This window comes from Hyphobacterium sp. (assembly GCF_965217055.1).
In the GTDB taxonomy this organism is placed as follows: Bacteria; Pseudomonadota; Alphaproteobacteria; order Caulobacterales; family Maricaulaceae; genus Hyphobacterium.
In genome coordinates this window covers 754,982-777,222 of the sequence record NZ_OZ244227.1, presented here as the reverse complement: position 1 = coordinate 777,222, position 22,241 = coordinate 754,982, and the positions used below count along the sequence as shown (strand labels likewise).

Annotated in this window: 19 protein-coding genes and 1 pseudogene; 10 read left to right on the top strand and 10 right to left on the bottom strand. The window is 61.1% G+C overall.

The genetic code is table 11. The annotated features are described in order from the left end of the window. Positions 1-20: 20 nt before the first annotated feature. From ACOOFN_RS03890 to ACOOFN_RS03875, 4 genes are all read right to left on the bottom strand, one after another. Entirely contained in the window at positions 21-314 is a 294-nt protein-coding gene (locus tag ACOOFN_RS03890) for a DUF1153 domain-containing protein (RefSeq protein ID WP_420433872.1), read from the bottom strand. A gap of 187 nt (positions 315-501) precedes the next feature. Beyond that, positions 502-1,890, bottom strand: a complete 1,389-nt coding sequence (locus tag ACOOFN_RS03885) for a flagellar hook-basal body complex protein (RefSeq protein ID WP_420433870.1) — start codon at positions 1,888-1,890, stop codon at positions 502-504. A gap of 99 nt (positions 1,891-1,989) precedes the next feature. After that, complete coding sequence (locus ACOOFN_RS03880; protein ID WP_420433868.1) at positions 1,990-2,643, bottom strand: flagellar hook assembly protein FlgD; 654 nt, start codon at positions 2,641-2,643, stop codon at positions 1,990-1,992. Positions 2,644-2,652: 9 nt separating this feature from the next. After that, positions 2,653-4,338, bottom strand: a complete 1,686-nt coding sequence (locus ACOOFN_RS03875) for a flagellar hook-length control protein FliK (RefSeq protein WP_420433866.1) — start codon at positions 4,336-4,338, stop codon at positions 2,653-2,655. A 430-nt stretch (positions 4,339-4,768) separates the two neighbouring features. Here ACOOFN_RS03875 and flgK point away from each other — a divergent pair, with 430 nt between their 5' ends. The 3 genes from flgK (at position 4,769) to mnmA (ending at position 9,108) form a co-directional block, all read left to right on the top strand. Continuing rightward, positions 4,769-6,910, top strand: coding sequence for a flagellar hook-associated protein FlgK (gene flgK, locus ACOOFN_RS03870; RefSeq protein ID WP_420433864.1), 2,142 nt, complete (start codon positions 4,769-4,771; stop codon positions 6,908-6,910). A 10-nt stretch (positions 6,911-6,920) separates the two neighbouring features. Beyond that, positions 6,921-7,835: a flagellin gene (locus ACOOFN_RS03865; RefSeq protein WP_420433862.1), complete on the top strand. Its 915-nt coding sequence runs from the start codon at positions 6,921-6,923 to the stop codon at positions 7,833-7,835. Positions 7,836-7,920: 85 nt separating this feature from the next. Next, a complete protein-coding gene (gene mnmA, locus ACOOFN_RS03860; RefSeq protein WP_420433860.1) occupies positions 7,921-9,108 on the top strand; it encodes a tRNA 2-thiouridine(34) synthase MnmA in 1,188 nt (395 codons plus the stop codon). A gap of 18 nt (positions 9,109-9,126) precedes the next feature. On the opposite strand, the gene ACOOFN_RS03855 is transcribed toward mnmA, so the two are convergent. Genes ACOOFN_RS03855 through ACOOFN_RS03845 form a run of 3 tightly spaced genes read right to left on the bottom strand, consistent with a single transcriptional unit; the run spans position 9,127 to position 13,641 of the window. Beyond that, the gene (locus ACOOFN_RS03855) at positions 9,127-10,356 is read right to left on the bottom strand and encodes a class I SAM-dependent methyltransferase (protein ID WP_420433858.1); all 1,230 of its coding nucleotides are present in this window, start codon (positions 10,354-10,356) and stop codon (positions 9,127-9,129) included. A gap of 46 nt (positions 10,357-10,402) precedes the next feature. Beyond that, positions 10,403-11,341 (bottom strand): UDP-glucuronic acid decarboxylase family protein, encoded by a 939-nt coding sequence (locus ACOOFN_RS03850; protein ID WP_420433856.1) that lies wholly within the window; start codon positions 11,339-11,341, stop codon positions 10,403-10,405. Continuing rightward, entirely contained in the window at positions 11,338-13,641 is a 2,304-nt protein-coding gene (locus ACOOFN_RS03845; protein ID WP_420433854.1) for a tetratricopeptide repeat protein, read from the bottom strand. Before ACOOFN_RS03845 ends, ACOOFN_RS03850 begins: the two co-directional genes overlap by 4 nt. 246 nt (positions 13,642-13,887) lie before the next feature. Here ACOOFN_RS03845 and ACOOFN_RS03840 point away from each other — a divergent pair. The 3 genes and pseudogenes from ACOOFN_RS03840 to ACOOFN_RS03830 all read left to right on the top strand — a co-directional run. Then, positions 13,888-14,049: pseudogene (locus ACOOFN_RS03840) on the top strand (aminomethyltransferase beta-barrel domain-containing protein); the annotation flags it as partial. 9 nt (positions 14,050-14,058) lie between these two features. Then, the gene (locus ACOOFN_RS03835; protein WP_420433852.1) at positions 14,059-14,508 is read left to right on the top strand and encodes a nuclear transport factor 2 family protein; all 450 of its coding nucleotides are present in this window, start codon (positions 14,059-14,061) and stop codon (positions 14,506-14,508) included. A 38-nt stretch (positions 14,509-14,546) separates the two neighbouring features. Beyond that, the gene (locus ACOOFN_RS03830; protein WP_420433850.1) at positions 14,547-14,906 is read left to right on the top strand and encodes a DUF1801 domain-containing protein; all 360 of its coding nucleotides are present in this window, start codon (positions 14,547-14,549) and stop codon (positions 14,904-14,906) included. Here ACOOFN_RS03830 and ACOOFN_RS03825 read toward each other — a convergent pair. Continuing rightward, the gene (locus ACOOFN_RS03825; protein ID WP_420433848.1) at positions 14,903-16,051 is read right to left on the bottom strand and encodes a DUF418 domain-containing protein; all 1,149 of its coding nucleotides are present in this window, start codon (positions 16,049-16,051) and stop codon (positions 14,903-14,905) included. The two genes, ACOOFN_RS03830 and ACOOFN_RS03825, sit on opposite strands and share 4 nt — an antisense overlap. After that, entirely contained in the window at positions 16,051-16,509 is a 459-nt protein-coding gene (locus ACOOFN_RS03820; protein WP_420433846.1) for a hypothetical protein, read from the bottom strand. Before ACOOFN_RS03820 ends, ACOOFN_RS03825 begins: the two co-directional genes overlap by 1 nt. Before the next feature lie 210 nt (positions 16,510-16,719). Here ACOOFN_RS03820 and ACOOFN_RS03815 point away from each other — a divergent pair, with 210 nt between their 5' ends. Continuing rightward, entirely contained in the window at positions 16,720-17,910 is a 1,191-nt protein-coding gene (locus ACOOFN_RS03815) for a thiolase family protein (protein WP_420433844.1), read from the top strand. 61 nt (positions 17,911-17,971) lie between these two features. Here the strand turns inward: ACOOFN_RS03815 and ACOOFN_RS03810 are convergent, their stop codons facing one another. After that, on the bottom strand, positions 17,972-18,475 hold the full coding sequence (locus ACOOFN_RS03810; protein WP_420433842.1) for an Lrp/AsnC family transcriptional regulator: 504 nt from the start codon (positions 18,473-18,475) through the stop codon (positions 17,972-17,974). Between the two features lie 218 nt (positions 18,476-18,693). On the opposite strand from ACOOFN_RS03810, the gene ACOOFN_RS03805 reads away from it, so the two are divergent. The 3 genes from ACOOFN_RS03805 to ACOOFN_RS03795 are packed head-to-tail and all read left to right on the top strand — an operon-like array spanning position 18,694 to position 22,214. Beyond that, positions 18,694-19,923: a thiamine pyrophosphate-dependent enzyme gene (locus tag ACOOFN_RS03805; protein WP_420433840.1), complete on the top strand. Its 1,230-nt coding sequence runs from the start codon at positions 18,694-18,696 to the stop codon at positions 19,921-19,923. Between the two features lie 3 nt (positions 19,924-19,926). After that, the gene (locus tag ACOOFN_RS03800) at positions 19,927-20,943 is read left to right on the top strand and encodes an alpha-ketoacid dehydrogenase subunit beta (protein ID WP_420433838.1); all 1,017 of its coding nucleotides are present in this window, start codon (positions 19,927-19,929) and stop codon (positions 20,941-20,943) included. Further along, positions 20,943-22,214: a dihydrolipoamide acetyltransferase family protein gene (locus tag ACOOFN_RS03795; protein ID WP_420433836.1), complete on the top strand. Its 1,272-nt coding sequence runs from the start codon at positions 20,943-20,945 to the stop codon at positions 22,212-22,214. The genes ACOOFN_RS03800 and ACOOFN_RS03795 overlap by 1 nt, the downstream gene beginning before the upstream one ends. Positions 22,215-22,241: the final 27 nt, after the last annotated feature.

The following is a 22,241-nucleotide window of genomic DNA, read 5'->3' as shown; positions in this document are numbered from 1 at the left end:
GCAGTTTGACTGCGGAGGAATCAGGCGCCTAGCGGACTTGGCTTCCCGCGATATTGCTGGATGCGCGTTGTGCGCAGGCCGGCGAGGCCATGTTTTTCGATCGCCCGTTGCCAGCCGAGAAATTCCTCGACCGTCAACCGGTAGCGTTCGCAAGCCTCTTCCAGCGACAACAGACCGCCTCGCACCGCTGCCACGACTTCGGCCTTGCGCCGGATCACCCACCGTTTGGTCGAAGGATTGGGAAGATCCGCGAGCGTCAGCGGACTGCCGTCCGGACCAATGACATAGTTTTCCTTGCGAAGCCGAGCTTGCATATCCACCACCCTTGATTTCACCCGTTGGACGCTCTTTGTCGTCCTTAGTTGAGGGGAAGATACGCGAAGGCTCTTAAATTCCGCCTAAACGCCGTGGTAAATTGACTTCTAACTCAATAACTAAAATGCAAAAGACCTCCCGCCGGAGCGGGAGGCCTTTCGCTGCCTCAGAGGCCAAGTGTCAGCCTTAGCGCTTCATGCGGATAGCTTCATCCAGCATTTCGTCGGCTGTCGTGATGATTTTCGACGAGGCGGAATAGGCTCTCTGCGTGGTGATCAGGCTGGTGAATTCGGTTGCCAGGTCGACATTGGAATTTTCCAGCGTGGACGAAGCGATCGTGCCGGCCGCCGCGGTGCCGGGAATGTTGAAGGTGTAGCTGCCCGAATCCGGCGTCACCGAATACGCTCCGCCCGATTCCACGCTCAGCCCGTTGGCATTGACGAAGGTTGCGATCGGAATCTGATAGGTCTTGCGGATAATCCCGTTGGAGAATTTCGCGTAGACAAACCCCTCGTCGTCAACTTCGACACCTGTGAACGTGCCGAAGGCCGAGCCGTTGACCTGCGTCGAGGTCAGCGTTGACGGGCTGTCATACTGGGTCATGCCGCCCGGCTGGGTCGGTGAGCCGATATCGATTGTGACCGACTGGCCGGCGACGCCGGTCCCCGCGGCCCACTGGAACTCGTTGGCGGCCAGCGGACCCGGATTGGTGGAAGACAGGAAGTCCAGCGTCAGTGGCAGCGTCGTGTTTGTCAGGTCGATCTCGCCCTGTGCATCAAAAGCGATCGTGCCGGTCGCGATCTGGCCGTCGATGAGACTGGCGCCTGTAGTGATGTCGCTGGTCGGCGTGACATGCAGTTCGGCGTGCCATTGATTGGCCGTTGCGCTTTTCAGGATCGACAGCGTGACGGTGCGTGCGCCCCCCTGGCTGTCATACATCTGGATCGAGCGCTGGAAGTCCGGCGTCACCGTGCCGGATGCCATGTTCGTGCCGCTGCCGGTTGCGTCATACGTCGCTTCGTCCGCGGAGACCGTCTGGCTAGCCTGCAGATTGCCGTTAATTCCGATGGACGTCGTGGCCTCAGCGGCACCGCCAATGGATGAAAGATTGATCGCTTCCATCGTGGACAGGTCAGACGGGTTCGTCGTGACCGAACCGTCCGCGGCGACCGGCCAGCCATAAAGGAACAAGCCCGCATCGTTTCTCAGATTACCTTGCGAATCCGCGGTAAACGATCCCGACCTCGTGAAAAGGACCGGGTCCGTCGCGTTCACATTCGCCGCGACAGGACGAACCACGAAGAACCCATTGCCGGCAATCGCCAGGTCTGTGGGTGACGAACCCGGCGTGAGCAGACCGCCGGAGGAGATCTGGAAGCGGTTGGTCGTGGTCACACCGCCCGACGAGTAGCGCGAGGTTGCGCCCTGCGATTCATACATCGGCGAAAACACGGCCGCTGCGCGCTTGTAGCCGACCGTGTTCACATTCGCGATATTGTCGGAAACGGCGGCCAGCGCGCTGGAATTCGCCAGCAGCCCGGACGCACCTGCCCAAAGGGCGGAATTGATACTCATTTTATTGCTCCCTGAATTGGCGTTAGGAGCGTTCTGCTTTTTTCTCATCCACCCGGCAGAATTCTTTGCCAAGCGCCAGGCCTTTGAGGCCTGTTATGTCTATATTTCCCGGATGCTGCGGACCGAAGACAGCAGCACCTCGATATCTCCCATCTGAACGACGACCTGTGACCCGGAGAAGTCCACACCGGTGACCCGCGCCGTGGTCTGAACGTCCGCCGTCACGGGCTGACCTTCGCCATTCACAGCAGATACGGTCAGCGTATAGACGCCGTCCTCGAGATCGGTGCCGGAAAGATCCTGCCCGTCCCATTCGAAGCTATGGCGGCCTGCCGTGGCTTCACCTTCGAACGTCGCAACCGTGCGGCCGTTCTCGTCGGTCAGCGTGATCAGCGTTCCCTGCGTATCTTCGGGCAACACATAGGTCCAATCCGCCGATCCGTCCTGCAGCATGCCTTGCGGCGAGCTCACAGTGGCCTCACGCCCGATAAACCCGACCGCTGTGGTCTGGGCGGCAGCGGACTGGATGGTGATCAGGTTTTCGAGATTCTGGTTGGCGCGAATGTCCTGCTCCACGCCCGAGAAATTCACGAGCTGGTTCACGAACTCGGTCGAATCCAGCGGATTCAGTGGGTCCTGCGCCTTCATCTGCTCGGTCAGCAGCGTCAGGAACATCTCGAAATTGTCAGCCAGTGCCGCCTGCGAGTTTTGCGATGCGCCACTTAAGCCGAGACCCTCGATGCCGGTTGTCATGCGCTGCTCCTACAATCTGATATCAACGCCGCCGGACGATGCCAGGCGAAAGCCGTAAAGCTCGCTCGCTGGCAAGGCGGCAACAACGTCACCCGCGCGATCCTCGACCAGCGACAGGTCACTGAAAGCCGACCCGCCGGCGTGTTCGTTCGGCGTATCCTCACGATCCTGCGAAAGCTCGAAGGACAAGCCGTCCTCGCCGAGCTCGAGGCCAGCCTCGTTCAGCGCGCGTTCCAGCTCGCGAACGTGCTGGCGCATGTCCTGAAGCGTTTCCGGCCGGTCCGCGCTCAGCACGGCGTGAACGCGATTGTCATGGCCGACCTGCATGCGGACCGCGACCCGGCCCAGCTCTGGCGGATCCATGCGGATTTCGAACCGCCGTTCGCCATTCTGGAACTTGGCGGCAATCTGGGCCGCGAGCGTGCCGGCATTCGCCGGCGTGAAGCGGGCGCTGCCAGCGGCGGTTCCCGGACGTTCGGCGGCCCGAGCGGTTTCCGCTGATCGCGCCTGGCCCAGCTCGATGCCGTCAGCATCGGTGTCCGCAGGCTGGCTCTGCGTGTCGGTGGAGATGGGCGCCGTGGCGCGGCCATCCGGCAGGGTCTTGCTTGCCGCCGCGTCATCCATCGCGGTTTGTGGCAATACATCCGGCGTCACAGCCTGCTGCGGCAAAGCGGGAGCTGCCTTTGGAAGGCTAACAGAAATTGCAGCACTGCTGCTGGCGGCGGATGCGGCCGGCAAAGCGGCCTTGGCTTGCCCCGGGGTCGCCGTTTTGGGGAGAGGGGGCGTCAGCCCGCCATCCGCGGCGCGCCGCGCCTGCACACCCGCTTCCGGTTGCAGGGCCGGCAGAATTACGGTTTCGTACGGTACCGGCGCACCGGTCAATGAGGGCGGCGTTTGCGGCGCCAGGGCCGACGGCGGTAATTCACCACCAACTGCGGCAGTCTGGACGGCTACGTCCAGTCCCGCAGCGTTCTTGTTGAGCGTGCCGGCCGGCGAACCAGCGGTCGGCGCTGCAGAAATCTTGGCGGCCGACGGCAATGCACTCGGTAGTTTGCTGCCAGAGCTGGTCGCGGCGGACTCGACGCCGTTTGTGCCTTGCGGCAACGCGGCTGCGGCTTGCGCAGCAGGCGCGTTCGGCATGCCCGTGACGGCGAGCGCCAGGTCGGCCGCGCTCGCGGCTGGTTGGCTGCTTGCGGCGAGCTGCGACACGCCTGCATTTGCGGAGCCATCCGCCATGGGGACGGCATTCAGCTGTGCGCCGGGTTGCGCGGTTTGCTGTGTGGGCTGGCCGGATTGAGCCGCCAGTATTTGCGTTTCGATCGCCGGCACGCCCTGTTGCCCGGAAGCCGGCATTCCGCCCGCCGCGGCGAGACCGGATGCCGAAGCTGGCAACCCGTTCGTTCCGATGGCGGTCAGGATTGATTCCGTACCTGCAGATAGGGAACCGGCATTCGGCGCACCGCCACTGCCCGCTATGGCTGGCGCTGCGGAAGACGGGCTGGATTGAGGCCCCTTGGCATGTGGCGTCGGCATCGCGGACCGGCCCGAAACCGGCTGCACGGGAGCAACCGGCATGACCCCGTTCGCGGCGGCCAGGAGGACGTCGAAATCACCGTTCTCCGCCGGGCTGGCGGCCGACTGGCCGTTCCCGGTGGTCGCGGTCTGTCCGGAAAGGATCGCAAACTGTGCGTCCATGCCGGTTTCGCCTCCTCAAAACTCGAGCGAACCCCGATGGCTCGCCCACTCACGCTTGGAGCTGCAAAAGCCGGGCCAGTCCGATAACTATATAATGTGTTGAAAAGAAACAATAAAAAATCTCGTTGCGGAGACGGAAAACGACCTGTGAGCATTATTTTCCTGCCGCGCAGGGGCGATTCTGCCGGGCGCACCCTGACATGCGGTTGCGGCGACCTTTGGCCCGCAGATTGCGCAGCCTGCACTTGAACGTGTTCGCCTGTTTTGCGGATCGGAATCGTGTGATGTCAAAAACCTACGCAATATCAATGCGAAAGAGCAAGGTCGGCGAAAACCGGCAAACACTTGTCACAGGTCGCAGCCCGGCAAGAACTGCCTCTGGCTCGGCAGAAATGCACGTCCGTGCAGGCGCGCGTGAGCGGAGGACGCCATGTCTCTGACCGGAATTCTTGGCAGCGCACTGTCCGGCTTGCAGGCCAGCCAGGTAGGCCTTCGGACCGCGTCGAACAACGTCGCCAATGTCAATACACCCGGCTATGCCCGGGTCGAGACCGGCTTTTCTACGCGTGTCCTGAATGGCGTCGGATTTGGTGTCAGCGTTACCGGCGTGATGCGGGTGTCGGACGCCTACCTGCAGGCCGCATCGGTGCGGGCATCGGCGGCGGCTTCGGAAAACGCCATTGTAGCTGCGGTTCTCGATCGTTTCCAGGCACAGGTCGGCACATTCGACGATTCCGGTTCACTGTTCTCGCGTCTCAACACGGCCTTCAATTCGATCGCGACGGCATCGGTCGATCCAAGCCAGAGCGTGTCGCGCCTCGCGGTATCCGCCGACCTCCAGTCCTTCTTCGACGAGGGCAGGCGCCTGTACGCCGAATTGCGCAATCAGCGTCAGGAAGCAGATGCGCGGATTGGCTCTACCGTGGAGCGGATCAATGAACTCACCGCCGAGATCGATGTGTTGAATCTCGAACTGCAATCCTTGTCGGCGGCCGCTGCGGATACGACCGGTGCGCAGAATCGCCAGTCGGAACTCATCGACGAGTTGAGCAAGTATATAGCGGTGCGCACGGTCGAGCAGGCCGATGGCCGGATTGTCGTCTCGACCATGAATGGCGTCAGCCTGGTTCAGAACGGCGCGTCGACGCTGCAATATCAGGCGGCCGGCACCGGCGCAGCCGGGGCAAGCTATAACCGCATAGCCATCCAGCCGCCCGGCGCGGCTCCCGTCAGCGATTTTCAGGCCCATGTCGAGGGCGGTGAACTGGCCGGCCTTCTGACCCTGCGCGATGATGAGTTGCCGGCGATCATGGAGGCATTGGCCGAGCTGATCGCCGCGACCGCAGATGCGGTCAATGAGGCGCACAATGATTCCACCGCATATCCGGCGGCGTCGACCCTCACCGGACACAATACCGGCCTGCTCGGAACCGACCTCCTGAACTTTACCGGCGCGACGACCATCGCTGTCGCGGACGCTTCAGGCGCGCTGGTCAAACGCATCGATGTCGATTTCACCGCCAATACATACAGCGTTGACGGCGGCGCCGCCGTTTCCTACGGCGCGGGTGCGTCGGTCGACGACTTCGTGACCGCCCTCAACACGGCGCTGGGCGCGGACGGCTCGGCCAGTTTCGCTGACGGACGGCTGACGCTTGCTGCTACAGGGGGCAATGGCGTCGCCACGCTCCAGGATGAGACCACACCCTCGGCAAGAGGCGGGCGCGGCTTCGCTCACTTCTTCGGTCTCAACAATTTGGTAGATTCGCCGCGGCCGGTTCATTTTAACAGCGATTTCGCGAGTACCGACTCACACGGTTATACGCCCGGTCAGCAGATGGTCTTCTCGGTAACGGCGCCGAACGGCGCCGATGTTGGCGATATTTCAGTCACCGTGGCGGGCGCCAGCTTCGGCGACCTGCTGACGGCACTCAACGACCCGACGACCGGACTTGGTCGTTATGCGACGTTCGCGTTCGGCTCCGACGGCAGCCTTGTCCAGACGCCGGTGGCCGGGTTCGAGAATTTCGCGGTCGCGCTGACCTCCGACGATACATCGCGTGGGACGACCGGCATCAGTTTCAGCGAGCAGTTCGGCCTCGGATTGCCGGCGAAAGCCAATCGTCTCGACGCCATCAATGTCGCCGAGCGTATTCGCGCGGACTCTTCATTGATGTCGCTCGCGAAGCTCGATCTTGCCGGAACCCCGGCGGTTGGCGATATCGTGATCGCGGCGGGCGATGCCCGTGGCGGGCAGGCATTGCAATCGGTGATCACATCGCAGCGGAGTTTCAATGCGGCCGGCGGATTTGCCGCCACCAGCGCGACCCTGGAAGCCTTCGCGTCCCGCGTCGCGGGGGACATCGGAACGCGCGCCGCGCGAGCGGAACGCGCGCACCAGTCATCGCAGTCGCTGAAGGCGGCGGCTGATCAGAAGCGCGCCGATGTCGAGGGTGTGAGCCTCGACGAGGAACTCGCGAACATGACGCTCTACCAGCAATCCTACAACGCCTCGGCCCGGCTCCTTCAGACCGCGAAGGAACTGACGGACACGCTGCTCAACCTGATCTGACGGAAACGCCATGACACGTATCTCGACCTCTGCCGCTGCCCAGGCCGCCCTTGTTGATCTCATGCGGTCCCAGCGCAACGTCTTCGAAGCCCAGCAGCAATTGACGACCGGCAAGATCGCACCGGATCTGAAAGGCAGCGGTTTCCGCACAGAATCGCTGGCCGCGGCCTATGGCGCCCGCGACCGTGCGGAGGGATATCGTTTCTCAGCCGAACGTGTCGGGCACAAGATGGAAGTCACCGCGATTGCGCTCGACAAACTGTCGGAAGCCGCGACCGATTTGCGCGTGGCCATGACCGCCGTCGACGGCACCCACATCATGAGCCAGGCCCGGGAAGCGTTTGAAAAAGCCCGCAACGCCCTGTCGACGCAGCACGCCGGTGCCTACATTTTTGGCGGAACCCGGACCGACGCCAACCCGATCACGGCAAATTCGCTCGCCGATCTCGTCGCGGCGCCGACGGCCGGCGATGTATTCGTCAACTCCAGCCGGCGACCGGCTGCCAAACTCGACGACCAGTATACCCAGGAGACCGGTCTTCTCGCCGACGAAGTCGGCACCGATCTGATGGCGGCATTCAAGCGCCTTGCCGAATACGATGCCGGCGTGAACGGTCCGTTCGACGGCCCGCTGACGGACGCCCAATACACCTATCTGCAGGGCGAAATTGCCAATGTAATAGCGGCTTTCGATGGAATCGCTGACAAGGTTGGCGAGAATGGCGCTCTTCAATCGCGCGTCGAGTCGATCGTGAACACGCAGCAGAAGAAGGCGGACTATCTCACCGGCCTGATCGGCGATCTCGAGGATATCGACATGGCGACTGCCGCCACGCGTTTCCAGCAGGCACAGACCGCTGTCGATGTCGCAGCCCAGACCTTCTCGGTCCTGAGCCAGGTATCGCTTTTGCCATTCCTGCGCTAGCCGGTCTTTCAAAACCGGCGCTTATCGCCTATATCCGCGCCTCCTTTAACGACTGCTTCGGGCCTTGACCCCGTGGGAGAGCGTGATGACGACGTTTATGACGCGCGCCGGCGACAGCCGCGCCGACACCCTCATTCGTGAATTCGGCCTGGATGGCGACATCCTTGGCCTCGGCGGCAATCCGGCCGACCACCGCGTCGTGGTGGCGATGTCCGGCGGGGTCGATTCCACCGTGACGGCGACCCTGCTTCACAAGGCCGGCTATGACGTGGTGGGGGTCACCCTCCAGCTTTATGATCATGGCGCCGCGATCAAGAAGAAGGGTGCCTGCTGTGCCGGCCAGGACATTTATGATGCCCGCCGCGCGGCCGAGGAAATGGGCTTCCCGCACTATGTGCTCGACTATGAAAGCCGCTTCCGCGAAGCGGTGATGGACGAGTTCGCCGATACCTATCTGGCGGGCGCGACGCCGATCCCCTGCGTGCGCTGCAACGAGCGGGTGAAGTTCGCGGACCTCTTGGCCCAGGCCAAGCAGCTGGGCGCGGCCTGCATGGCGACCGGTCATTATATACGGCGCGTCGACGGGCCGGACGGGCCGGAATTGCGCCGCGCCGAGGATGCCGGAAAGGACCAGTCCTATTTCCTGTTCGCGACGACGCCGGAACAGCTCGACTATCTGCGCTTCCCGCTGGGCGGTCTGACCAAGGACCAGACCCGGCAGCTGGCCGAAGCCTTCGGCCTCGCCATTGCGGACAAGCCGGACAGCCAGGACATCTGCTTCGTCCCGGACGGAAATTATGCCGACATCGTGGAGAAGCTGCGCCCCGGCGCGGCCGAGCCGGGCGACATCGTCCACATCGATGGCCGGGTCATGGGCCGTCACAATGGCGTGCTGCGCTATACCGTCGGCCAGCGCCGCGGGCTGGGCATCGCCACCGGTGAACCGCTCTATGTCGTGAAGCTCGATCCTGCCAACCGGCAGGTCATTGTCGGTCCGCGCGAAGCGCTTCGCGTCAGGGAAATCCGACTGCACGAGGTGAACTGGATCGGCGCTGGCGATCTCGCCGCGCAGGATGGCGCGCCCATTCTGGTCAAGGTCCGCTCGACGCGCCCGCCAGTGCCCGCTGTGATGCAGGTAACGGACGGCAAGACCAGCGTGCTGCTCGACGAAGGCGAGGAGGGCGTTGCGCCTGGACAGGCGGCGGTCTTCTATTCACCGCAGGACCGCGCCGACCGCGTCCTCGGCGGCGGCTGGATCACCGGGACGGTTTAGTCGGGTATTTTCCGATTGCTAATTGTAGGGGTGATTGTCCCTGCGAAAATCAATCAGTTTTCCGGCGTGCTCGATCAGAATGCGCTCGGCACAAATGCCTTCACGGTCAATCTCGGCAACGATGTCTTTCGCCCGCCATTGAGTTGGAATGATGATCGTATCCACCGGTCTCTCCTTGAGAACATCCCGGCTTTGAATGGGCTGTCCCGTGCCGGGCACATGTGTTCCGACTTTTGACGGATCCGAGTCGACCACGATGGGAAAACGGTCTGCATCGGCCTGGAACTGGTGGATGAAAGCCGCAGCCTTTCCGGTTCCTCCCCAGATCGCAACCGATGTCCCCGCACCAGCGAGCGCGCCTAACTGCTCACGAATATTGTGGCGATTTGACAGCGCGCGCTCTGCGAACGTCAGAGACGAGGCGGCTTGGTTGACCTGGCTTTCAGGCACCTGCAGGCGAACAAGGCCATACACGACCTCGCCGTCATATCCGCGGGATAACTCGACCACCTCACCAGCGCGTTCGAGCAGAGTTCGGAAGGACTCGGTCGTGAAATGGGAGACATGTTCGAAAAAGAAGTCGGCCAGCCTGTCCGTTTCGAATACCCGGTCAATGCAGGGCGTTTCCGCGAAAAGCCAGCATGGCTTGCCTGCCGTCTGTGCACCCCATGCGAGCTGTTCCAGCAGAGCTGCCGGGTCCAGCAGGTGTTCCAGGACATGCCGCACAGTTATGGCGTCGGGCTTGAACTCGCTCATGTCTTCAAGCGGTTTGAAATAGCGGGAATGAAACTCGACGCCTCGACCTGATTCCGAGGCTGTGTTCGGGTCGAATCCGACAAAGCGTCCCTTTTTCTGACGGGCTTCGGCCAGCCCGCGAACGAAGTGACCTTCACCGCAACCAATATCGATAACGGTTGGTTCGTCCGGAAGTGCGTCGAGCAAAAGATCGCGTGTTTCTGCCAGATGGCCTTTCCAGATGCCGCCCGAATTGAACATGCGGTTGGCGTTGTTCTGGTAAGGAACGGCATCGTAGGTGAACGACCGGTTCCAGACATGCGTGCATCGCGGGCACTGAACGAAATCGTGCGCGAAACGTGTCATGTTCCGAGCCTCTTCAGAACTGTCGGGCCAGCCCAGCGTCGCCAATGGCTGCATTCCACCGTCGAAGAAAACGGACGCGACGCTGTAGTGACAGACTGGACAGATCGCTGCGACGAGGCCGGATGTCTCGGTTGATTGTGACGTCATGTATTTTTCATTGCGCTTCGGCTAGGGAACGGACAGGCGCTTCAGGCTACTTGGAAAGCAAATGCCGGAAATAGGCAATTGTCTCACCCAGACCATCCTCGAGTGTGACCTTGGGAGACCAGCCGAGCGCAGTCTCTGCTTTGTCGATTTGAGGTTTTCTGCGCACGGGGTCGTCGATGGGTAGCGGATGCTGGACCAACTCGCTCTTCGAGTCTGTGAGCCGCAAGATCGTCTCGGCGAGCTCGCGGATGGTGCATTCCGCGGGATTGCCGATATTGATCGGGCCAATCTCGGTGTCCTGATCCATCATCCCGACCATTCCATCAATCAGATCATCGACATAACAGAAGGACCGGGTTTGCTGTCCATCACCAAATAGCGTGATTGGCTCGCCTCTCAGGGCCTGAACGATGAAGTTGGACACGACCCGGCCATCATTCCGATGCAACCGGGGACCGTAGGTGTTGAAGATCCTGATGACGCGTATGTCGACATTCCACTGTCGATGATAGTCGAAAAAAAGCGTTTCTGCGCATCGCTTTCCTTCATCATAGCATGCCCGGGCTCCGATCGGATTGACATGACCCCAATAAGTCTCGGGTTGTGGATGCTGTAATGGATCGCCATAGACCTCGCTGGTGGACGCTTGCAGGATGCGCGCCCGTTTGCGGCGCGCGAGGCCGAGCATGTTGATTGCACCCATCACGGACGTTTTCGTCGTACCGACGGGATCAGATTGGTACTGAACAGGGCTGGCGGCACAGGCCAGATTGTAGATTTGATCCACTTCCACATAGAGCGGAAGCACGACGTCGTGACGTATGAGCTCGAAGCACGGATTGTCGAGCAGGTGGCGGATATTGTCCTTGCTGCCTGTGTAGAAATTGTCGACGCACAGAACATCCTGTCCATCGGCCAGCAATCGTTCGCACAGGTGCGAACCGATGAAGCCTGCGCCGCCGGTTACGAGAACGGTCGATTTCATTGCACTTCCTTGGCGCTTGGATCCGGTGACCAGCCGTCGGGCAGTTTTTCTCCACGCCTGGCTGCTGCAACTGCGGCTTCGAAGAAGGCTTCCAGTTCGCGTACTGCGCCATCATCCTCGAACAATTCGCGCTTCGCGGCCGCCTTCAAAGCTTCGCGCAATTCGTGCCGCCGCTTTGCGTCCCGGCCCAGCGCAAGCGCAAGCGGGGCATAGTCCTCAATCGTCGGTGCGATGGGCGCATCGTCTATCCCCATTTGCTTGTAGGCTCCTGCAACAATTCGACCGCGCATGAACTGTCCCGGCCATGTCACGATCGGAGTGCCGAACATCATGGCTTCATACAGCGTGTTGCCGGACCCGAAATGGATGGGATCAAGGAGGACGTCGGCAAGGTTGAGAAGTCCCAGGAACCGCTCGTGGGGTTGGGCCGGCAGAAAGGTCGATCTTTCGTTCAGGATCGGAAACGAACCCGCCCAACGGTTTCGCAGTAGATCGTTCCAGGACGAAACCTGTCCTTCGATCATCACCAGATGGCCGTCAGGATCACCATCCAATATTTCAGCCAGCACGGCATCAAAATCCGGGTGAAACTTGAATAGCGTTTGGGGGCAGCTGTAAATCGTCCCAGATTCCGGCAGGCCGAATTCTGCGCGACTTAGGGGCTTAGATGTCTCATGGGGAAAATAATAACAAGGCAACGTGTTCAGGCGCACACTATGCTCGCTATAATGATCTGCACAATTTTCCGGCTCGATTGCTTTCGCTGTGACAAAGTAGTCGACCGTATCGATCCCGGTGGTGTCCGGATGCCCCCATGAAACGGCTTGAACCGGAGCCAGGCGCGAGAACGCGAGAAAATAGGCATAAGACGACATGCCTATGTCAGGATAGAACAACACATCGAGGCGCTGCGCCGCGACCGCATTGCGTTGCTCCAATAAGCTTTCCGGAAGCTCGATGGCGCCATCGGCGAACTGCTCGAGGAATACGCTGTAATCATCCTGTCTTGCGCCGGGAGTTTTGATCAAAATCACGTCAAATCGATCTTTGTCGATATGCTTCACAAAGCCGCCGAAAAGCCGACCGATCGTGTGATTATACAGATACTGCGAACATATCCCCATCCGTATTTTTTGCTCCGGTTCTCGAACAGGTATTTCATCTGAATCCAAACAGTCGAAATTTAGATCGGGGATCGCGTTGCGCAGGTAACGGCATAATCCAGACGATAATTCCGTATTGCTATAATTGTGATAGGCCAGCATGAAGTTGGGGCAGGTTAGCTGGGATGGATTGAATTCGCCTTCCTGAATGCAGCCGTTTTCTACTTTCCCAACAAACGACATGAGTTGCTTGCGTAGATTAAATATTTGCGCGTTGTTTTCATAGATCCGCGGGAGCGCCAGGCCGGCAGACAAGCGATGATGGTATAAGTGCGGTGCTAGATCTGCGGCTTTGTTGAAGCTCTGCACCGCCTCGTCGTGATGGCCGAGAAAGGACTGCATTTGGCCTTGCCGATGTTGCGCATCGGCAGAATTTGGTGCGATTTCGATCAAGGCGCCAATTTTACTGGCCGCGAGCTCGAATTTTCCGACGATCCCATACAGGGTACCGACTTCCACGTATGGTTCAGGGTCATTCGGCTGCAATTTGATCGCTGCCTCGAGATAATCAATGGCGGCTCGATACTGATGGAGTTGCTTCAAGACGAGCGCCAAATTCTTGAAGGCCGGCGTGTAATCAGGCTGCACTTGCAACGCGTTACGAAGAATTTGCGCAGCAGCCTCCAGGCGTCCCAGTTTTTGCAGGCATACGCCCAAATTGGTCATCGCCGAAAAATTATTTGGATCGGCCTTCAAGCTGCGCTGATAGAATACGAGTGCCTTCTCGTCGTCGTTGGCAGAAGTCGAAATCGCGCCGAGAAGATTGTTTATGTCCGTCCCGTTTGGCGTTCTTTTTAGTAGCGCAAGACCCATTTTATGGGCTTCGGCAAGGCGACCTTGATTGAGGAGTTGCGATAATGCTTCGAGATCTCTGATCGGCGGATCAGCGGGAAGTTGTCGCTGTGCGATCCGGTCAATGTCGGACAGGCCTTTCTTCGCCCTGGGATTCTTTGGAAATTTCCGAAGAATCTGCGCGTACAATTCTCTTGCTTTGCCAAGGTCGCCACGTTTTTGCAGGCTCTCGGCTTTGCGGAGGATCTGGCTTGTCGGCATGTTTGATTGTTGCACTGAAGAAGGTCCTCGCCGAAAGGAGGGCTGATATTCACCGCATGCGGCGAAGAATGCCATTTTATTCATTGCCGACGGTCGGCCTGCTCGTCGAGTCCTTGGCAGCAGCAATCGGGAGTCGCCCTGCAAATGGCTCGGACGACCAATTACCCGTATCCGCCCTAAAGGCGTAGAGTGAATAAACTTGAGTTACGAGGCCGTTTCAATCTGCGGAAGAAGAAAACCCGTTTCGCATAACCGGCACGCCCGGATCGAGGAAAGCCTCGTGGCAGATACGCTAAACCTGCGCGAGGCTGAGCAGGGCGCTCGACCCGCCCGCCAGTGCCCTCTGTGATGCAGGTAACGGACGGCAAGACCAGCGTGCTGCTCGACGAGGGCGAGGAGGGCGTTGCGCCCGGACAGGCGGCGGTCTTCTATTCACCGCAGGACCGCGCCGACCGCGTCCTCGGCGGCGGCTGGATCACCGGGACGGTTTAGGAGGAAATCATGGCAAGATCGGGTTTGATCGCCAGCGCACTGGCTGTCCTCTGCGTCCTGTCCGCTCCGGCACAGGCCCGGCAACCACAAGCGGATCATGAGGCCGTACTGATACCTTTCTTCGAGGCCTTCAATGCGCACGATCCCGAAGCAATGATGGCGTGGGTCAGCGAAGATATTCGCATCGTCTACCTCTCCGACGACGGTAGCCGCAGCGAAGTGCAAGGTGCGGAAAATCTACGCCAGTCGATGATCGATTATTTCGCGGCCCTGCCGACGGTCCGCTCGGAGAGGCTTTCGACCTTGACTGACGGTCGTCATGTTGCCGTGCGCGAGCGCGCCAGCTGGGCGACTGGAAATGGTGAGCTTCGCAGCCAGACAGCGTTGTCGGTTTACCGGATCAATAATGGCCGGATCGAAGCCGTCTGGTACTATCCGGAAACGCGCGCGCAGGAGTGAAGGATTGCCGCTTGCCTCGCTGACGTTATCTTTCCTTCATGACCAAGACACCCGACACTTATTACGCTCAGGTCGAAGAGAGCCTCGCGCCGATCGCGCTGGCGCTGCGCGAAGCGGTGCAGTTGGCCGGACCCGCTTTGACGGAAAAGCTCGCCTGGGGCTTTCCCTGCTATGTCGGCAAAGAGCGCGTCTTTTCGATTGCCGCCCAGACAAGCTGGGTCAATCTCCAGCTCTGGTATGGCGCGGCGCTGGCCCACCGGTTCGACCGGATCGAAGGCACCGGAAAGTCGCTGCGCCACGTGAAGGTACACGCCCTGTCCGAGGTCGATGACGAGCTCGCGGAGATCATCCGCGCGGCGATCGCGCTGGATGCCTCCGATCCGCAGCGGGTGGCCTAATCCACCAGCCTCCGCATCGCCCATTCCACCGGGCCGCGCTTGTGATAGCGCCGCCAGATGGTCGCGAAAATAATGGACGCCAAGAAGAAGACGATCACGATGGCATAGAGCGCCCAGATCGAATCCATCTCTTCCGGCAGGAACCATTCGATCCCGGTCACCCCGATAAAGACGTGGGCCAGATAGAGCGTCAACGCCATCTGCCCGGCGTAGATCACAGGCTTCACCAGCCGCCTTCGTCCATCTGCAGCGCACAACATCAGGGATAATGACAGCACAATCATCCCGACCCCCAGACCGAACATCACATAGAGTGGTGAGGGCGGATACGCCGACGTGCCGAACAGATTGTCGATGTAGGAGAGCGCATAGCCCGGCCCCCAGTCCTCGACCGGCAGAAGTTTGATGTAGTTCAGCCCGATCATGGAGAAGTGTACGGCCTGCGCCATGGCGATGAGGACGATACCGCCGAACAGCAGACGCCAGTGATTGGCGGACATGTGCAGGTCCGCCCGCCCGATGGCCAGTCCGGCAAGAAAGAAGGCGAACCAGGGAAATACCGGGTGGTGTCCCGTGAAAAATACATCCCGGAAGGCGTGAACCGGGTCCTCGAAGCTCGGGCTTTCCCAGTAATCCCACCCCAACAAGGGCGGAAAGGCCAGATATTCCGCCACAAAAAGCAGAGGCGTGACCATCACCAGCACGATCAGCCAGCGGGTGTTCAACGTGAACAATAATGCAGCCAGCGCCAGGTAGACCCCATAGAAATGCAGGATGTCATATGGCCACTGGGCGCGAAATGAGACGCCGGCAATGAACAGGAACAGGCCGCGCTTGAGCAGCGACAGGCGCGCCATGCGCCGGTCGTCTATCGATCGCGTTCGCCGCCAGCGCGCCGTTAGCAGGGCGGTGCCGACGCCGGCAATGAAGACAAAGGTGGCAGCCGCTCGTCCCGAGAAGAGGCTGGCCAGTTCGGTCGCCCAGGCCGGATCGGTCGCGGCATTGTCGATATAGATGTGAAAGTTCACCACCGTCATCCCGAGGAAGGCGATAGCCCGCGCAAAATCGATGCCTTCCAGCCGGGCAGCCGACGGCGCGGTGATTTCCGACAAGACCGGGTCGGATCCGGAAGCGGTAATCGCCATCAGCCGTCCTCACCCGGCTTTTCCGGTTCCTCGACAGGACACGGCCGGTTCGAGGCTTCACGAAGGCGGTCTCCGCCCCGGCCACGTCCGACGGGATCCGATCCAAAACCAACATCGCTATCGTTCATCCGGACCGACCCCGTGCCTCCACCGACGGGATCGGCATGGGCGCCACGATCGGTGTCGGTGTAGGAACGTTCACCGCGGCCATAGCCGGCGCGATCCGCTGTCTCGCCGGTATCCCGGTCTGTGACGCCGGAGCCCTGGCCATTGCCGACCGGATCCGCCTCGGCGCCGCCATCGCTGTCGGTAACGCCGGACGCGCAAGCGGCGTAGCGGGCGCTCCAGCTTCGGTTCTGTGCCGATGCCATTTGTGTCAGGCCGCCGGTGAGCGCAGCCCCGCCGACAATCTGGCGCAGGAATGAGCGCCGGCTAGGCCGGCCTTTACGCTGTCCCATTAAGGTCCCCTGTTCCCTGGGAGCGGTGTAGCTGACGCAGCTGACCAGGAAAAGCCGCTTATTTCCGCTGCTTGCGCCGCCACGGGGATAATCCGCTTGTGTGCGCTGCAGCAAATTCCCGCGCGTCAAGGCTTGACGAAAGCCCGAAGCCGCCGTTCACATGCGCGCCCCACGACCCCACATCCCGCTTCCAGCCAGGAGTGATTGATCATGAGTGCCAAGGAAGATCCGATTGTCATCGTCGGCATGGCCCGTACCCCGATGGGCGGCCTGCTCGGCGAACTTGCCCCGATGTCCGCGAACGAACTCGGCGCGGTAGCCGTCAAGGCGGCACTCGATGAAGCCGGCGTGGCGGGCGATGACGTCGAGATGATTTACATGGGCAATGTTCTGCCGGCCGGTCAGGGCCAGGCACCAGCCCGCCAGTCGGCGATCAAGGCCGGCCTGCCGAAATCGGTGGAAGCGACCACGCTCAACAAGATGTGCGGCTCCGGCATGCAGGCTGCCATCATGGCGCGCGCTTCCCTGACCACGGGCGATGCCAGCGTCATTGTCGCGGGCGGCATGGAGTCGATGACCAATGCGCCGCACATGCTGCCAACGCATCGTGCCGGCTTCAAATACGGTCATGACACGATCAAGGATCACATGGCCCAGGACGGGCTCGAGGATGCCTACGAGAAACAACCGATGGGCGTCTATGCCGACATGATCGCGCAGGAACACCAGTTCACCCGCGAGCAGCAGGACGCCTACGCGCTGGAAACCCTGGCCCGCGCGCAGCGCGCCACGGAAAAGGGCGATTTCAAGCGCGAGATCACCCCGGTCACGATCCAGACCCGCAAGGGCGACATCACGGTCGACACCGACGAGCTGCCGCGCAAGGCGATGCCTGAGAAAATTCCGGGCCTGCGCCCTGCTTTCTCCAAGGACGGAACGGTGACCGCGGCAAACGCCTCGGCGATCTCCGACGGCGCCGCGGCGCTGGTCATGATGAAACTGTCCGAAGCCGAGCGCCGGGGGCTGAAGCCGCTGGCCAAGATCGTTGCCACCGCGGCGCATGCTCACGAGCCGGCCTATTTCACAACTGCACCGGTCCCCGCCATGCGCAAGGTGCTCGACAGGGCCGGTTGGTCGACCGGCGATGTCGATCTCTGGGAAATCAACGAGGCTTTCGCGGTCGTGCCTATGATCGCCATGAAAGAGCTCGGCCTCTCGCACGACATCGTCAATGTGAATGGAGGTGCCTGCGCGCTCGGTCACCCGATCGGCGCCTCCGGCGCCCGGATCATGGTGACCCTGCTCGCAGCGCTTGAAAAACACGGCAAGACCAAAGGTGTTGCCTCGCTCTGCATTGGCGGCGGCGAAGCCACCGCGGTTGCGCTGGAGCGCCTGAACTAGGCCCGGCTCTACGCCGATGAAGAAGCCCCGGATCGGCGGATTCGGGGTTTTCTTTTTCGCGCTAGAAGTCGGGCTCGTCGTGGAGCTTGCCATCCTTCAGCAGATGATCGAGCGGGACGCCGTCACGCGATTTGACCCGCTTCAGGATGACGTGCGAATTGTTCTCGCCGATCACACCTGTATTCAGGAGCCGGTTGCCGATGAAATTGTTGTAGGCGGTCATGTCCGGCGTCATGACGTGCATGACATAGTCGAAATCGCCGGTGATGGTCACGGTGTCGACGATTTCCGGCACGTCCTGCACCCAGTTCATGAATTTCTTGTGGTTTTCGCGCGAGGGCGGCGAGATCTTCACCATGACCAGGGCCTGGAAGTTCAGACCGATTTTCTGATGGTCCAGCATCGCCGTGCGTTTGCGTATAATTCCCGTGTTCTCGAGATTGCGGATCCGGCGCCAGCAAGGTGACGCGGTCAGTCCCACTTTTTCCGCAATATCTGCCACTGACAATCCGGCGTCCTCTTGCAGAGCGGCGAGTATTTTTATGTCAATATCGTCGAGTTTCATGCGGTTCCCGATCTCCAGAGACGAAAAGGCACCATAGCGCTACAGAATTATTCCAACACTGGCAGATTCACGAAGTGCGGCCAAGGATGGACGTTCGCCGCCAGCGCGCCTGGCGCGAGCGCATGAGTGGACAAGCAAGCCCTTTCCGCGCTAATGCCCGCCCGCCGAAGGTGCTAAAGCCTTCCAACCGTCCGACAGTCATTCCAGAGGCAGCGTCCATGGCGACACAAGAACCGCGCTATCGTGTTCCGGCTCCGAAATTCCGTCCCGGCGACGAACCCGATTTCTCCCATATCGAGATCCCGCCGGCCGGAGAAGCGCGGCGCCCCGATGTCGGCATTCCCGGCCCCCAAACGACCGACCTCGCCCTTGGCATGATCCGCGTGCTCGACCACAACCATCAGGCGGTTGGCGAGTGGAACCCCGAGATCAAGTCGGACGTATTGCGCGAAGGGCTGCGCCACATGGTGCTGACGCGTGTTTACGACGAGCGCATGCTCAAGCTCCAGCGCCAGGGCAAGATGAGCTTCTACATGAAGTCGACCGGCGAAGAGGCGGTCGCGGTGGCCGGCGCGATGGCGCTGAAGGACACCGACATGGTGTTCCCGTCCTATCGCCAGCAGGGCATCCTTTTCGCGCGCGGCCGCGATATCGTCGACATGATGTGCCACTGCATCTCGAACAGCCGCGACAATCTGAAAGGCCGTCAGCTGCCGGTGCACTATACGTGGGCCAACGGTCATTTCTTCTCGATTTCCGGCAATCTCGGCACGCAGTTCCCGCAGGCCGTCGGTTGGGCCATGGCCTCGCAATACAAGGGCGACGACCAGGTCACGGCGAGCTGGATCGGTGACGGCACGACCGCCGAGGGCGATTTCCACGGGGCGATGACGCTTGCCTCGACCTACAAGGCGCCGGTCATCCTCAATGTCGTCAACAACCAGTTCGCGATCTCGACGCACCAGAATATGGCGATCGGTGACGCGCCGACCTTCGCGCTCAAGGGGCTGGGTTATGGCATTGCCTCGCTGCGCGTCGACGGCAATGATTTCCTGGCCGTCTATGCCGCCATGCAATGGGCGGCCGAGCGCGCGCGCAAGGGCCACGGTCCGAGCTATATCGAGTATTTCTCGTATCGTGCCGATGCTCACTCAACCTCGGACGACCCGTCCGGCTACCGGCCGAAGACCGAGGCTGCAGCCTGGCCGCTGGGCGATCCGATCGAGCGGCTGAAGAACCATATGATCGGGCTTGGCGAATGGGATGAAAAGCGCCACGAAGCGATGGAGAAAGAGCTCAACGAGCTGGTCGTCAAATCCTACAAGGAGGCGGAGAGCTACGGCACGCTGCATGACGGCCCCTTGTCGCCGATTCCCTCGATTTTCGAGGACGTGTTCGAGGAACAGGACTGGCGCCTTGTCCGCCAGCGCCAGGACCTGGGGGTCTAGACCATGGCAAAAATGAACATGATCCAGGCGCTCAATTCGGCGCTCGATATTGCGATGGAAAACGATCCGAATGTCGTTTCCTTCGGCGAGGATGCCGGCTATTTCGGCGGCGTGTTCCGCGTCACCGCCGGCCTGCAGAGGAAGTACGGGCTCGACCGGTCCTTCGACACGCCGATCAACGAGGCAGCGATTGCTGCCATGGCGATTGGGATGGCAGCCAACGGGCTGCGCCCCGTCGCCGAAGTCCAGTTCTCGGATTACATCTTCCCGGCGATCGACCAGATCGTGAACGAGATGACGCGCCTGCGTTATCGCTCGGCGGGCCAGTACACCCAGCCGATCGTCATCCGCTCGCCCTGGGGCGGCGGCATTCGCGGCGGCCAGACCCATTCGATGAGCCCGGAAGCCTTCTTCACGCATGTGCCGGGCCTGCGTGTCGTGATCCCGTCCAACCCGTATGACGCCAAGGGGTTGTTGCTCGCCTCGATCGAGAACAATGACCCGGTCATCTTCTTCGAACCGAAGCGCATGTATAATGGTCCGTTCGACGGCAAGGCGGACGGCGCGTTACAGAGCTGGGCAAACCATCCCAAGGGTGAGGTGCCGGACGGTCATTACACCGTGCCGCTCGATACCGCCGAAGTGGTCCGCGAGGGCAACGACGTCACAGTGATTGCCTATGGCACGCTGGTCCATGTCGCGCTGGCGGCCGCCGAGAAATCCGGCATCGATGCCGAGGTGATCGATCTCAAGACGCTGACCCCCTATGATATCGACACGATCTCGAAGTCGGTGAAAAAGACCGGCCGTTGTATCGTCAGCCAGGAAGCCCCGCGCACTTCGGGTTTCGCGGCCGAGCTGTCGGCGCAGATCCAGGAAGACTGTTTCTACGCGCTGGAAGCGCCTATCTATCGCGTCACGGGTTGGGATACGCCTTACCCGCACGCCCATGAATGGTCCTACTTCCCGGGGCAGGACCGCTTTATCAATGCGCTGAAATCCGTGATGGAGGCCGACTGATGTCCGAATACCGCTACAAGCTGCCCGATGTCGGCGAAGGTGTGGTCGAGGCGGAGATCGTCGAATGGCGCATCAAGGTCGGAGACACGGTCGAGGAAGACCAGCCGATCCTCGACGTGATGACCGACAAGGCGACGGTGGAAGTGCCGTGCGCCGTCAACGGCACCGTCACCAAGATCGTCGGCGAACCCGGTGACGTGATCCCTGTCGGCACGGAAATCCTCTTCATCGACACGAGCGGCGCCGCGGCATCGGAAGAGAAAGACGCCGAGGTCAAGGACGAGACGCCGAAAGCGGACACCAAACCGGAACCGGCGAAGGAAGAGAAAAAGCCTGAGCCGAAGGCGGAACCAAAGGCCGCGCCGGCACCGGTTGCGCGTTCCGAAGGCGACAAGCCGCTCGCCAGCCCCGCCGTGCGCCAGCGCGCGCGCGAAGCCGACATCGATCTCGCCAGTGTGCCGGGCACCGGTCCGGCGGGACGGATCACGCACCGGGACCTTGATGATTTCATCGCCTCCGGCGGCCGTCTCGCCGCGCGGACAGGTGGCGGCGGATCGGGCCGCTCCAAGCGCACTGGCGTCGAAGAACAGAAGATCATCGGCCTGCGCCGCAAGATCGCGGAGAACATGGTCAAGGCGAAGACCACCATTCCGCACATCGCCTATGTCGAGGAGATTGACCTCACTGCGCTGGAAGAATTGCGCAAGCATCTCAACGCCACGAAGTCGGACGACCAGCCCAAGCTGACCCTGATCCCCTTCCTCGCCGCTGCCCTTTGCCGCGCGCTGCCGGAAACCCCTCAGGCGAATGCGCATTACGACACCGAGGCGGGCGTCCTGACCAAGTATGAGGCGGTCCATCTCGGAATCGCGACAGCCACACCGAACGGGCTCATGGTGCCCACCATCAGGCACGCCGAGGCCATGGACATCTGGGAACTGGCCGCCGAGCTTGGCCGCCTGGCCAAGGCGGCGCGTGACGGCAAGGCGACAAAGGACGAATTGTCCGGCTCGACCATCACCATCACCTCGCTGGGCGCCATTGGTGGCCTGGTGACGACGCCGGTCATCAATCTGCCCGAGACGGCGATCATCGGCGTCAACAAGATGCAGGAATTGCCGCGCTTCGATGCCGGCGGCCGCGTCGTCCCGAAGAAGCTGATGAATCTCTCCTCGAGCTTCGATCACCGCATCGTCGACGGCTATGAGGCCGCGGTCCTGATCCAGAATGTGAAGGCCTATCTCGAGAACCCGGCGACCTTGTTTATGTAGGCGCTGACATTTCCCTCTCCCTTAAGG